This is a genomic window from Mesorhizobium sp. WSM4871 (assembly GCF_055811295.1).
Genome location: NZ_JBVVPU010000003.1, coordinates 206,077 through 219,369 on the forward strand (window position 1 = coordinate 206,077; position 13,293 = coordinate 219,369).

Below are 13,293 nucleotides of genomic sequence, written 5' to 3' on the forward strand. Positions count from 1 at the left end.
GGCAAGTGCCCGATTTGAAATACGGACGAAAGTCCGATTTGAGGAAATGGCGCGGGCAACGGAAGAAACGACCAGGAGACCACCTATGTCGCTGTATTCGAGACCCGACGATTTGATGCCCGATTTGGACCCGTTCGAGAAGATGAACCAGGACCTGACCAGGATGATGCCGAAGGAGATGGCTAGCGCCGTCAATCTCCTGGCGCACCCTGTCGCGGGCGCGGCGGCGATGTCGGCGCTCGGCATGGGGTTGGCCAACCACGCTTTTGGCGTGTGGATGGGCGCGCTCTCGGGTGCCGCCGAGGCCTCGCAGCGCCTGTTCCAGCCGATCATCGATGATTTCGAGGCGAGGGCCGAGGCGGTTTCGGAGACACAGGCAAGTTCCTCGACCAAGGCGCGCGCCGCGACGAAGACCTTGATCGCCAAGGCGCAGTCCTTCGCCAGGGAGGTGAATGACATAGCGGCGAGCACCAATGGCGGTGCGGCAAACGCGGCGGATACAGGCTCCGCGGCCGGCGGCGTACCGGCCGGCCTGATGCCCGAGGATTTCAAGCAGCCCAAGGCCATGGACCGGCCGGCAAAGCCAGCCGACCTCAAGGCGATATCGGGCATCGGGCCCAAGCTGGAAAAGGTGCTGAACGGCCTGGGTATCTGGACCTATGCGCAGATCGCGGCATGGACGCCGGAAGAGATCGCCTGGGTCGACGACTACCTGTCGTTCAAGGGCCGCATCGATCGCGACGACTGGATCGCCCAAGCGGCGGCGCTGGCCGGGGCCAAACGTTGAATTCAATACCGTGCGCGGCTTCTGCCGCGCATGGACAAAAAGATTGCGGAACGTCCGCAGGGGTTTGAGACGAAATGGCAAAGCTCAAGGTCGACGGGAAAGAGATCACTGTACCCGACCATTACACGCTGCTGCAGGCGGCCGAGGACGCGGGTGCGGAAGTGCCGCGTTTCTGCTTCCATGAGCGGCTGTCGATCGCCGGCAATTGCCGCATGTGCCTGATCGAGGTGAAGGGCGGGCCGCCCAAGCCGCAGGCATCCTGCGCCATGGGCGTGCGTGACCTGCGCCCCGGCCCCAATGGCGAGCCGCCGGAAATCTTCACCAACACGCCGATGGTCAAGAAGGCCAGGGAAGGCGTGATGGAGTTCCTGCTGATCAATCATCCGCTGGATTGCCCGATCTGCGACCAGGGCGGCGAGTGCGACCTGCAGGACCAGGCGATGGCCTTCGGCGTCGATTCCTCGCGCTATCATGAGAACAAGCGGGCGGTCGAAGACAAATATATCGGGCCTCTGGTCAAGACGATCATGAACCGCTGCATCCATTGCACGCGCTGTGTCCGCTTCACCACCGAGATTGCCGGCATTTCCGAGCTCGGCCTGATCGGCCGCGGCGAGGATGCCGAGATCACCACCTATCTCGAAAGCGCGATGACCTCGGAGTTGCAGGGCAACGTCATCGACCTTTGCCCGGTCGGTGCGCTGACTTCCAAGCCCTACGCCTTCCAGGCGCGGCCGTGGGAGCTGACCAAGACCGAGTCCATCGACGTGATGGATGCCGTCGGCTCGGCGATCCGCGTCGATTCCCGAGGACGCGAGGTGATGCGCATCCTGCCGCGCGTCAACGAAGCGGTGAACGAGGAGTGGATTTCGGACAAGACCCGCTTCATCTGGGACGGCTTGCGCACGCAGCGCCTCGACCGCCCTTATGTGCGCAAGGACGGGAAGCTCGTTCCGGCAAGCTGGGCCGAGGCCTTTGCCGCGATCAAGGACGCGGTGTCGAAGACGGCGCCGGAAAAAATCGGCGCCATTGCTGGCGATCTCGCGGCGGTCGAGGAAATCTATGCGCTGAAGCTTTTGATGGCGGCGCTTGGTTCGAACAATACCGACTGCCGCCAGGATGGCGCTGCGCTCGATCCGTCGCTCGGCCGGGCGAGCTATATCTTCAATCCGACCATCGAGGGCATCGAGCAGGCCGACGCGGTGCTGATCATCGGCGCCAATCCGCGCTTCGAGGCGTCCTTGCTCAACGCCCGCATCCGCAAGCGCTGGCGGCTCGGCAATCTTCCGGTCGGCGTCATCGGCGATGTCGGCGATACGCGCTATGACTACGAATTGCTCGGCGCCGGACCGGAATCGCTGAAGGATTTGGCCGACGGCAACGGTACGTTCTTCCAGGTTCTGAAGAAGGCTACCCACCCGCTTATCATCATTGGTCAGGGCGCGTTGGCGCGGGCTGATGGCGCGGCCGTGCTCGGCCAGGCGGCGAAGCTTGGCATGGCCATCAACGCTGCCCGGGCGGACTGGAACGGTTTTGCAGTGCTGCACAATGCGGCGGGACGCGTCGGCGGCCTCGATCTCGGCTTCGTGCCGGGCGAAGGCGGCAAGAATGCCGCCGCCATGCTGGGCGAGACCGATCTGCTGTTCCTGCTCGGCGCCGACGAACTCGACATGGCCAAGACCGGCGGCGCCTTCGTCGTCTACATCGGCACGCATGGCGACGCTGGCGCCCACCGCGCCAATGTCATCCTGCCGGGAGCCGCCTACACGGAAAAATCCGGCACCTACGTCAACACCGAGGGCCGCGTGCAGCAGACCAACCGCGCCGGCTTTGCGCCGGGCGATGCGCGCGAGGACTGGGCAATCCTGCGAGCCCTGTCGGATGTGCTGGGCAAGAAGCTGCCGTTCGATTCGCTGCCGCAGCTTCGCGCGAAACTCTATGCGGACTACCCGCATCTCGCCCGCATCGATCATGTCGAGGCAGGCAACGCCGACGATATCGCCAAGGTGGCGAAGCTCGGCGGTCGGCTGAACAAGGGCGCCTTCACCTCGCCGGTCAAGGACTTCTACCTGACAAACCCGATCGCGCGGGCGTCGGCCGTGATGGCGGAGTGCTCGGCGCTGGCGAAAAACGGCTTCAGGCAGGCGGCGGAATAAGCATGGACACCTTCTTCTCCTTCTACGTGCTGCCGGCGCTGATCATCCTCTTGAAGTCCGTCGTGCTGATTGTCGTGCTTTTGATTGCGGTCGCCTATCTGCTTTATGCCGACCGCAAGATCTGGGCGGCGGTGCAGTTGCGCCGCGGCCCGAACGTCGTCGGCCCATGGGGCACGCTGCAGGCTTTCGCCGATCTTTTGAAGTTCGTGTTCAAGGAGCCGGTGATCCCGTCCGGCGCCAATAAGGGCGTGTTCCTGCTGGCGCCGCTGGTGTCGGCGGTGCTGGCGATCTCGGCCTGGGCGGTCATCCCGGTCAACCAGGGCTGGGCGATCGCCAACGTCAATGTCGGCATCCTCTATGTCTTCGCCATCTCCTCGCTCGAGGTCTATGGCGTGATCATGGGCGGCTGGGCGTCGAACTCGAAATACCCGTTCCTCGGCGCGCTGCGCTCGGCCGCGCAGATGGTGTCCTACGAGGTCTCGATCGGCTTCGTCATCGTCACCGTGCTTTTGTGCGTCGGCTCGCTCAACCTGTCCGACATCGTGTTGTCGCAGCAGGACGGGCTGGGCACCAAGCTTGGCCTGCCTAACACCTTCCTCGACTGGCACTGGCTGGCGCTGTTTCCGATGTTCGTCATCTTCTTCATCTCGGCGCTGGCCGAGACGAACCGACCGCCTTTCGATCTCGTGGAAGCCGAATCGGAACTGGTCGCCGGCCATATGGTTGAATATTCGTCGACGCCGTTCCTGCTGTTCTTCCTCGGCGAATATGTCGCCGTCGTGCTGATGTGCGCGCTGGCCACCATCCTGTTCCTCGGCGGCTGGCTGCCGCCCTTCGACTTCGCGCCCTTCACCTGGGTGCCGGGGCTGATCTGGTTCGTGCTCAAGGTCTGCCTGATGTTCTTCATGTTCTCCATGGTGAAGGCGTTCGTGCCGCGCTACCGCTACGACCAGTTGATGCGGCTCGGCTGGAAAGTCTTCCTGCCGATCTCGCTGGCGATGGTGGTGATCGTCGCCGCCTTCCTCAAGCTCACGGGGATGGCATGATGAACGCGAGCCTGATCGGCGCTTCGGTGGGCGTGGTGGTGGCAGCGGCGGATTTCGCGCTGCTCAGGCTGCTTGCCTCGCGCGTTGAACTCGACGAGACGAAACGCGTATTGAACATAACCGGCCTCAGCCAGTTCGTGCTGCTGCCGATCGTGGGCTGGTTCGTGGCCCCGCTATTTGCTGGAGAATGATGATGTCAGCGCTAGCCCAAGCCGCCAAGTCGCTGCTGCTGCAGGACTTCGTCAGCGCCTTCTTCCTGTCGATGCGGCAGTTCTTCGCGCCGAAGGAGACGATCAACTATCCGCATGAGAAGGGGCCGGTGAGCCCGCGCTTCCGCGGCGAGCATGCGCTGCGCCGTTATCCCAATGGCGAGGAACGCTGCATCGCCTGCAAATTGTGCGAGGCGATCTGCCCGGCGCAGGCGATCACCATTGAGGCCGGTCCGCGCCGCAACGACGGCACGCGCCGCACCGTGCGCTACGACATCGACATGGTGAAGTGCATTTATTGCGGCTTCTGCCAGGAAGCCTGCCCGGTCGACGCCATCGTCGAGGGGCCGAATTTCGAATTCGCGACGGAGACACGCGAGGAACTTTATTACGACAAGGACAAGCTGCTGGCCAATGGCGACCGCTGGGAGCGCGAACTGGCGCGCAACATCTCGCTGGACGCGCCTTATCGCTGACATTTGACGCATGGACGAGGCGAGGGGCCTCGTTTAAGGACAACGCAACTTGCCGGCCGGAGGCGGTGGCAAAAATCGAACAGGACGAACGTCCTGTTCGGACAGGAAACCCGGGGGAACCCATGCTGAGTGGACTAGAGGCGGCCTTTTTCTACCTCTTCGCCTTTGTCGCGGTGGCGTCGGCCTTCATGGTCATTTCGTCGCGCAATCCCGTGCATTCGGTGCTGTTCCTGATCCTGACCTTCTTCAACGCCGCCGGCCTGTTCATGCTGACCGGGGCCGAGTTCCTGGCGATGATCCTGCTCGTCGTCTATGTCGGCGCGGTCATGGTGCTGTTCCTGTTCGTCGTCATGATGCTCGACGTCGATTTCGCCGAGATGAAGGAAGGCGCCCTGCAATACGCGCCGATCGGCGCGCTGGTCGGGCTGATCCTGGCGGCGGAGCTGATCGTCGTGCTCGGCGGCTATACATTCGCGCCGCAACTGGCCTCGACCGTCTCAAAACCCATTCCGGACCTTGCCGCGCGCTCGAACACGGCGGCGCTCGGCGACATCCTCTATACCGATTACCTCTACTACTTCCAGGTTGCGGGCCTCATCCTGCTGGTCGCCATGATCGGCGCTATCGTGCTGACGCTGCGCCACAAGCCGGGCGTCAAGCGGCAGTCGATCGCCGCCCAGGTCGGCCGCACGCCGGCGACGGGCATGGAAATCCGCAAGGTCAAGACAGGCGAGGGGATCTGAGATGACCGTCGGCATCGCGCATTATCTTACCGTATCGGCGATCCTGTTCACGCTCGGCGTGTTCGGCATTTTCCTCAACCGCCGCAACATCATCGTCATCCTGATGTCGATCGAGCTGATCCTGCTTGCGGTCAACATCAATTTCGTCGCCTTTTCGGCCGCGCTTGGCGATCTCGTCGGCCAGGTGTTCGCGCTGTTCGTGCTGACGGTCGCGGCGGCCGAGGCCGCCATCGGTCTAGCCATCCTTGTCGTCTTCTTCCGCAACCGCGGTTCGATCGCGGTCGAAGACGTGAACATGATGAAGGGTTGACGGAACCACAATGTACCAGGCCATCGTCTTCCTTCCGCTGCTCGGCTTCCTGATCGTCGGCCTGTTCGGCAATTCGCTCGGCGCCAAGGCATCCGAATACATCACCTCCGGATTCCTGGTGATTTCGGCGGTGCTGTCGTGGGTTGCCTTCTTCTCCGTCGGCTTCGGCGAGGGGCAAGTGTTCACCGTGCCCGTGCTGCGCTGGATCCAGTCGGGCGGCCTCGATGCGGCGTGGGCGCTGAGGATCGACACGCTGACGGTGGTGATGCTGGTGGTCGTCAACACGGTGTCGGCGCTGGTCCATATCTACTCGATCGGCTACATGCACCACGATCCGAACCGGCCGCGCTTTTTTGCCTACCTGTCGCTGTTCACCTTCGCCATGCTGATGCTGGTGACATCAGACAATCTGGTGCAGATGTTCTTCGGCTGGGAGGGCGTCGGTCTCGCCTCCTATCTGCTGATCGGCTTCTGGTACAAGAAACCGTCGGCGAACGCCGCGGCGATCAAGGCCTTCGTCGTCAACCGCGTCGGCGATTTCGGCTTCGCGCTCGGCATCTTCGGCGTGTTCGTGCTGTTCGGCTCGGTCAATCTCGGCACCATCTTCGCCAATGCGGCGTCGTTCATCCCGGCCGAAGGCGCGCCCCAGGGGGCGGCCGTGCTGACCTTCCTCGGCTATGCGCTCGACAAGCAGGCGGCGCTGACCGTGGTCTGCCTCTTGCTGTTCATGGGCGCCATGGGCAAGTCGGCGCAGGTGCCGCTGCACACCTGGCTGCCCGACGCCATGGAAGGCCCGACGCCGGTCTCAGCACTCATCCATGCCGCCACCATGGTGACGGCCGGCGTGTTCATGCTGGCGAGGCTGTCGCCGCTGTTCGAACTGTCGCATTCGGCGCTGACCGTGGTCACCTTCATCGGCGCCTTCACCGCCTTTTTCGCGGCGACCGTCGGTCTCGTCCAGAACGACATCAAGCGCGTCATCGCCTATTCGACCTGCTCGCAGCTCGGCTACATGTTCGTGGCGCTCGGCGTCGGCGCCTACGGCGCGGCGATCTTCCACCTGTTCACGCATGCCTTCTTCAAGGCGCTGCTGTTCCTCGGCTCCGGCTCGGTCATCCATGCCGTCTCCGACGAGCAGGACATGCGTAAGATGGGCGGTCTCAGGACGCTGATCCCGAAGACCTACTGGATGATGGTGATCGGTACACTGGCGCTGACCGGCGTCGGCATTCCGGTGACCGTCATCGGCACCGCCGGCTTCTTCTCCAAGGACGCCATCATCGAAAGCGCCTTTGCCGGGCACAATATGTTCGCCGGCTTTGCCTTCGTGATGCTGGTCGTCGCCGCCGCCTTCACCTCCTTCTACTCCTGGCGGCTGATCTTCATGACCTTCCACGGCGAGCCACGGGCGAGCCATGAGGTGATGCACCATGTCCATGAATCGCCGCCAGTGATGCTGGTGCCGCTGTTCGTCCTGGCGGCGGGCGCGCTGTTTGCCGGCGTGATCTTCCATGGCGCCTTCATCGGCGAGGGCTATGCCGAATTCTGGAAGGCATCGCTGTTCACGCTGCCGGAAAACCACATCCTGCACGACATCCACGAACTGCCGCTGTGGGTGGAACTGTCGCCGTTCATCGCCATGCTGATCGGCTTCTTGATTGCCTGGAAGTTCTACATCCGCTCACCGGAATTGCCCCGCAGTGTCGCCGCCAACCATCGCCTGCTCTACGCCTTCCTGCTCAACAAGTGGTATTTCGACGAGCTCTACGACTTCCTGTTCGTGCGGCCGGCAAAGCGCCTCGGCCATTTCCTGTGGAAGACCGGCGACGGCACCATCATCGACGGGCTCGGGCCTGACGGCATTTCGGCGCGCGTCGTCGACGTCACCGACCGTGTCGTAAAGCTGCAGACCGGCTACCTCTATCACTATGCCTTCGCCATGCTGATCGGCGTTGCCGCACTCGTCACCTGGATGATGCTCTGATGACCGCCTGGCCGATCCTATCGCTGGTCACCTTCCTGCCGCTGGTGGGTGTGCTGCTCATCCTGTTCATCAATGATGATAGCGAAAATGCTCGCCGCAACATCCGCGCCATCGCGCTGTGGACGACTGGTATCACCTTCATCATTTCGCTGTTCATCTGGACCGGCTTCGACAATTCGCAACCCGGCTTCCAGTTCGTCGAGAAGTTCGCCTGGCTGGATTCCGGCATCTCCTACCATCTGGGCGTCGACGGCATCTCGATGCTGTTCGTCATCCTGACCACGTTCCTGATGCCGCTCTGCATACTGGCCTCGTGGGAATCGATCGAGAAGCGCGTCAAGGCCTACATGATCGCCTTCCTTCTGCTGGAAACGCTGATGATCGGCGTATTCTGCGCGCTTGATATCGTCCTGTTCTACGTCTTCTTCGAGGCAGGCCTGATCCCGATGTTCATCATCATCGGCGTGTGGGGCGGCAAGCGGCGCGTCTATGCATCGTTCAAGTTCTTCCTCTACACGCTGGCCGGCTCGGTGCTGATGCTGCTCGCTATCATGGCGATGTTCTTCCAGTCCGGCACTACCGACATCCCGACGCTGCTGACGCATAATTTCCCGGCCAACATGCAGACCTGGCTGTGGCTCGCCTTCTTCGCCTCCTTCGCGGTGAAGATGCCGATGTGGCCGGTGCATACCTGGCTGCCCGACGCGCACGTCGAGGCGCCGACGGCCGGTTCGGTGATCCTGGCCGCCATCCTGCTCAAGATGGGCGGTTACGGCTTCCTGCGCTTCTCCTTGCCGATGTTCCCGCTGGCCTCGGAAATGTTCGCGCCGCTGGTGTTTGCGCTGTCGGTCGTCGCCATCATCTACACCTCGCTGGTGGCGCTGATGCAGGAGGACATGAAGAAGCTGATCGCCTATTCGTCGGTCGCCCATATGGGCTTCGTCACCATGGGCATCTTCGCGATGAACCAGGAAGGCGTGCAGGGCGCGATCTTCCAGATGCTGTCGCACGGCCTCGTCTCCGGCGCGCTGTTCCTGTGCGTCGGCGTCATCTATGACCGCATGCACACGCGGGAGATCGACGCCTATGGCGGGCTGGTCAACAACATGCCGAAATACGCCACGGTGTTCCTGATCTTCACCATGGCCAATGTCGGCCTGCCCGGCACCAGCGGCTTCGTCGGCGAGTTCCTGACCATGCTCGGCGTGTTCCGGGTCAACACCTGGGTGGCGTTCTTCGCCGCCACCGGCGTCATCCTGTCGGCGGCCTATGCGCTCTGGCTCTACCGCAGGGTGATCTTCGGCGCGCTGACCAAGGACAGCCTGAAGGGGCTGCTCGATCTTTCGGCGCGCGAGAAGGTGATCATCTATCCGCTGGTCGTGCTGGTCATCTTCTTCGGCGTCTATCCGGCGCCGGTCTTCGACGCGACGGCCGCATCGGTCAAGGCGCTCGTCACCAATGTCACCGCATCCATCGGCACCGCGCAGACCGCGGCGGCGAACTGAGCAGGGGTTTTGCGAACCATGACTCCGGACCTTCTCTCAAGCCTATCGCTCTCGACGCCTGAGCTGATCCTTGCCATCGGCGCCCTGGCGCTGTTGATGCTCGGCGCCTATTCGCGCGCCAACACCACCACCACCGTGACCGGCCTCGCCGTCGCCGTTCTGGTGATTGCCGGCGTCTGGACGATCTTTTCCACCGGGCAGGGCAATGCCTACGGCGAAGCCTTCGTCCAGGATCCCTTCTCCCGCTTCATGAAGGTGCTGGCGCTGGTCGGTTCGGCGGTGACGCTGGTGATGTCGATGCGCTTTGCCAAGGCCGAGCATTTCGACAAGTTCGAATATCCGGTGCTGATCCTGCTGTGCACGCTCGGCATGATGCTGATGATCTCGGCCAATGGCATGATCGGGCTCTATCTCGGGCTCGAATTGCAATCGCTGGCGATCTACGTGCTGGCGGCAATCAACCGCGACAATCTGCGCTCGACCGAGGCCGGCCTGAAGTATTTTGTCCTCGGCGCGCTGTCGTCGGGCATGCTGCTCTACGGCATCAGCCTCGTTTACGGCTACACCGGCAATACCGGTTTCCAGGAGATCGCCACCGCACTTGGCAGCGGCGAGCGCCAGCTTGGCCTGGTCTTCGGCCTGGTCTTCGTGCTGGCCGGCCTTGCCTTCAAGATATCGGCGGTGCCGTTCCACATGTGGACGCCTGACGTCTATGAGGGCGCACTGACGCCGGTGACGGCCTTCCTCGCGGCAGCACCAAAAATGGCGGCGATGGCGCTGATCGTGCGCGTCACCATGGGCGCCTTCAAGCCGATCGCTGCCGACTGGCAGCAGATCATCGTCTTCATCTCGATCGCCTCGATGGCGCTCGGCGCATTCGCGGCCATCGGCCAGACCAACATCAAGCGGCTGATGGCCTATTCCTCGATCGGCCATATGGGCTACGCGCTGGTCGGCCTCGCCGCCAACAGCCAGGCCGGCGTGCGCGGCGTCGCCATCTACATGCTGATCTATCTGGTGATGACGCTCGGCACCTTCGCCTTCATCCTCGCCATGCGGCGCAAGGAAGGCAATGTCGAGCAGATCAGCGATCTCGCCGGCCTGTCCTCGACCAATCCGGTCATGGCGACGATCCTGACCATCCTGATGTTCTCGCTGGCCGGCATTCCGCCGCTCGCTGGCTTCTGGGGGAAGTGGTACGTGTTCCTCGCCGCCATCAACGCGGGCCTTTACGCGCTGGCGATCATCGGCGTGCTGGCCTCGGTGGTGGGCGCCTATTACTATCTGCGCATCATCAAGATCATGTGGTTCGATGAGCCAGTCGGCGGCTTCGTGCCGATGGCGACCGAACTCAGAGTCGTGCTCGGCGTCAGTGGCGCCTTCGTGCTGTTCTACGTGCTGATCGGCGGACCGATCGGCACCTATGCCGAAGCCGCCGCAAAGACCTTCTTTTAGACGGGATGGCATTTCGGCTGGCTCCACCCGCGGCGTCTGAAGGCTTCCGGCTCGAGGCGCATGACACGGTCGGTTCCACCAATGCGCTGGCGCTGGACCACGCACGGGCGGGCGACCCCGGCAAGCTCTGGGTCGTTTCAAAGAAGCAGGAAAGCGGACGTGGCCGGCGCGGCCGGGTCTGGGCGACACCCGAAGGCAATCTGGCGGCGACGCTGCTGGTCGTCACCAATGCCGAGCTTCGCCTTGCCGCGACGCTCGGCTTCGTCGCCGGACTGGCGCTCGCCGACGCGCTCGAGGCCGTCGTGCCGAAGGGCAGGATCTCGATCGGACTCGACGGCGCCAGCCAGGGCAAGAACCGTTTCGAGCTGAAATGGCCGAACGATGTGCTGGCCTCCGGCGCCAAGCTTGCCGGCATCCTGCTGGAATCGGCTGTTCTGGATGGCGGCCGTTTCGCGGTGGCGGTCGGCATCGGCGTCAATGTGGTGACATATCCCGAGGATTTACCTTATCCGGCGACATCGCTTTACGCGCTGGGCGCTACCTGCGATGCCGAGACGTTGTTTCTGGCGCTGTCGGATGCCTGGAGCGAGAATGCGCGGTTGTGGAACGACGGGCGCGGGCTGTCGGCCATCAGGCAGCGCTGGTTGGCGCGCGCGGCGGGGCTTGGCGGGCAGGTTGCTGTCAGAATTGACGGTAATGTGGTGCGCGGCACCTTCGAGACCATTGACGAGGACTGCCGTTTCGTGATCCGCGACGATGAGGGTTCGGTTCTGACGATCGCCGCCGGCGACGTGCATTTCGGCGCGGTTGCGTCAGCCCGGGTTTGATCGGCGGGCATTGACCGGCCAGGAAAGGAAATATCATGGCGAATGCGGAAAACGCCGAACTCGTCTTCGTGCCGCTCGGCGGCGTCGGCGAGATCGGCATGAACTTCGCCCTCTACGGCTATGGGCCGGCCAATGCGCGTGAATGGATCGTCGTCGATGTCGGCGTCACCTTTCCCGACGCCGCGCATCCGGGCGTCGACCTCATCCTGCCCGACACGCGCTTCATCGAGGAGAACCTCGCCAATCTGCGCGGCATCGTCATCACCCACGCGCATGAGGATCACTACGGCGCGCTGCTCGACATCTGGCCGAAACTGAAGGCGCCGGTCTGGATGACGCCGTTCAGCGCCGGGTTGCTGGAGGCCAAGCGGCAAGGCGAACAGGGCGCGCCGAAGATCCCGTTGACGATCTACCGGGCCGGCGAAAAGTTCACCATCGGTCCGTTCGAGATCGAGGCAATTCCGGTGGCGCACTCCATTCCGGAACCGATGTCCTTGGCGATCACCTCGCCGGCCGGCACCGTCATCCATACCGGCGACTGGAAGATCGACCCGGAGCCGACCATCGGGCCGAAGACCGACGAGGCGCGCTTCCGCGCCTATGGCGACAAGGGCGTGCTGGCGCTGATCTGCGATTCCACCAATGCGATGCGCGAAGGCGAGTCGCCGTCGGAAGTCGCGGTGGGCGAGGGCCTCAAGGGCGTCATCCAGAACGCCAAGGGCCGTGTCGCCGTCACCACTTTCTCCTCCAATGTCGGGCGCATCGTTTCCATTGCCAAGGCGGCACGGGACGCCGGCCGGCAGTGCCTGGTGCTCGGCCGTTCGCTGAAGCGCGTCATCGATGTGGCCGGCGAACTCGGCTATATGGACGGGCTGCCCGAATTCATCGCCGAGGAGGATTACGGTTTCATCCCCCGCGAAAATCTTGTCATCATCTGCACCGGCAGCCAGGGCGAGCCGCTGGCGGCGCTCGCCAAACTGTCGCGCGAAGAGATGAAATCTGTGTCGCTGACGGCAGGCGATACGGTGGTGTTTTCCTCGCGCACCATTCCCGGCAACGAGAAGGCGATCCTCGAGATCAAGAACCGCCTGATCGATCTCGGCATCAGGATCATCGAGGACGGCGACGCGCTGGTGCATGTCTCCGGCCATCCGCGCCGCAACGAATTGCGCAAGATGTATGAGTGGGTGCGACCGCAGATCGGCGTTCCCGTGCATGGCGAGGCGGCGCATCTGGTGGCGCAGGGCTCGCTGATGTCGATGTCCGGCATCGGCCAGGTGGCGCAGGTGCGCGACGGCGATATGCTGAGACTCTATCCAGGGGCGGCCACGATCATCGACCAGGTGCCGTTCGGCCGCATCTACAAGGACGGCCGGCTGATCGGCACCGACCAGGCGATGGGCATTCGCGACCGGCGCAAGCTGTCCTTCGCCGGCCATGTCGCGGTCAACGTCGTGCTCGACGACAAATATGAACTCGCCGGCGATCCCGATCTGGTCGCCATCGGCGTCGCCGAAGCCGATGCCAGCGGCGAGACCCTGGAAGACCTGATGCTCGATGCGGCAATCGGCGCCGTGGACTCCATCCCCCGTCAGCGCCGAAAAGACCTGGACCTCGTGCAGGAGGCGGTGCGTCGTGCCGTACGCGGCGCCGCCAACGAAGCCTGGGGCAAGAAGCCGCTGGTGACAGTGTTCGTCACGCGGTGACGAACAAGGGAGTAGGGCAGTAGGGCAGTAGGGGAGTAGGGAAGTAGGAAGTAGGAGCGCAAAAAGTCTGCACTTCTTGATCCTGTTTT

At 63.2% G+C, this 13,293-nt stretch carries 12 protein-coding genes; all 12 read left to right on the top strand.

Translation table 11 applies throughout. The annotated features are described in order from the left end of the window. Window positions 1-85: 85 nt before the first annotated feature. The 12 genes from AC0L2H_RS07645 (at window position 86) to AC0L2H_RS07700 (ending at window position 13,204) form a co-directional block, all read left to right on the top strand. Window positions 86-787 (top strand): NADH-ubiquinone dehydrogenase, encoded by a 702-nt coding sequence (locus tag AC0L2H_RS07645; RefSeq protein ID WP_473589658.1) that lies wholly within the window; start codon window positions 86-88, stop codon window positions 785-787. 74 nt (window positions 788-861) lie between these two features. Continuing rightward, a complete protein-coding gene (nuoG, locus tag AC0L2H_RS07650) occupies window positions 862-2,943 on the top strand; it encodes an NADH-quinone oxidoreductase subunit NuoG (RefSeq protein WP_473589659.1) in 2,082 nt (693 codons plus the stop codon). Between the two features lie 2 nt (window positions 2,944-2,945). After that, entirely contained in the window at window positions 2,946-3,989 is a 1,044-nt protein-coding gene (gene nuoH / locus AC0L2H_RS07655) for an NADH-quinone oxidoreductase subunit NuoH (protein ID WP_097574865.1), read from the top strand. Further along, window positions 3,989-4,180, top strand: coding sequence for a hypothetical protein (locus tag AC0L2H_RS07660; protein ID WP_473589660.1), 192 nt, complete (start codon window positions 3,989-3,991; stop codon window positions 4,178-4,180). The genes nuoH and AC0L2H_RS07660 overlap by 1 nt, the downstream gene beginning before the upstream one ends. A gap of 2 nt (window positions 4,181-4,182) precedes the next feature. Beyond that, window positions 4,183-4,674: an NADH-quinone oxidoreductase subunit NuoI gene (gene nuoI, locus AC0L2H_RS07665; RefSeq protein WP_036241856.1), complete on the top strand. Its 492-nt coding sequence runs from the start codon at window positions 4,183-4,185 to the stop codon at window positions 4,672-4,674. A 122-nt stretch (window positions 4,675-4,796) separates the two neighbouring features. Further along, a complete protein-coding gene (locus AC0L2H_RS07670; RefSeq protein ID WP_097574863.1) occupies window positions 4,797-5,417 on the top strand; it encodes an NADH-quinone oxidoreductase subunit J in 621 nt (206 codons plus the stop codon). 1 nt (window position 5,418) lies between these two features. Further along, a complete protein-coding gene (gene nuoK, locus AC0L2H_RS07675; protein WP_006335669.1) occupies window positions 5,419-5,727 on the top strand; it encodes an NADH-quinone oxidoreductase subunit NuoK in 309 nt (102 codons plus the stop codon). Window positions 5,728-5,737: 10 nt separating this feature from the next. Further along, on the top strand, window positions 5,738-7,711 hold the full coding sequence (gene nuoL / locus AC0L2H_RS07680; RefSeq protein ID WP_473589661.1) for an NADH-quinone oxidoreductase subunit L: 1,974 nt from the start codon (window positions 5,738-5,740) through the stop codon (window positions 7,709-7,711). Further along, window positions 7,711-9,216, top strand: a complete 1,506-nt coding sequence (locus tag AC0L2H_RS07685; RefSeq protein ID WP_473589662.1) for an NADH-quinone oxidoreductase subunit M — start codon at window positions 7,711-7,713, stop codon at window positions 9,214-9,216. Before nuoL ends, AC0L2H_RS07685 begins: the two co-directional genes overlap by 1 nt. Before the next feature lie 18 nt (window positions 9,217-9,234). After that, complete coding sequence (nuoN, locus tag AC0L2H_RS07690; protein WP_473589663.1) at window positions 9,235-10,671, top strand: NADH-quinone oxidoreductase subunit NuoN; 1,437 nt, start codon at window positions 9,235-9,237, stop codon at window positions 10,669-10,671. A 5-nt stretch (window positions 10,672-10,676) separates the two neighbouring features. Beyond that, entirely contained in the window at window positions 10,677-11,498 is an 822-nt protein-coding gene (locus AC0L2H_RS07695; RefSeq protein ID WP_473589664.1) for a biotin--[acetyl-CoA-carboxylase] ligase, read from the top strand. Between the two features lie 35 nt (window positions 11,499-11,533). Beyond that, complete coding sequence (locus tag AC0L2H_RS07700; RefSeq protein WP_473589665.1) at window positions 11,534-13,204, top strand: ribonuclease J; 1,671 nt, start codon at window positions 11,534-11,536, stop codon at window positions 13,202-13,204. The last annotated feature ends 89 nt before the right edge of the window (window positions 13,205-13,293 follow it).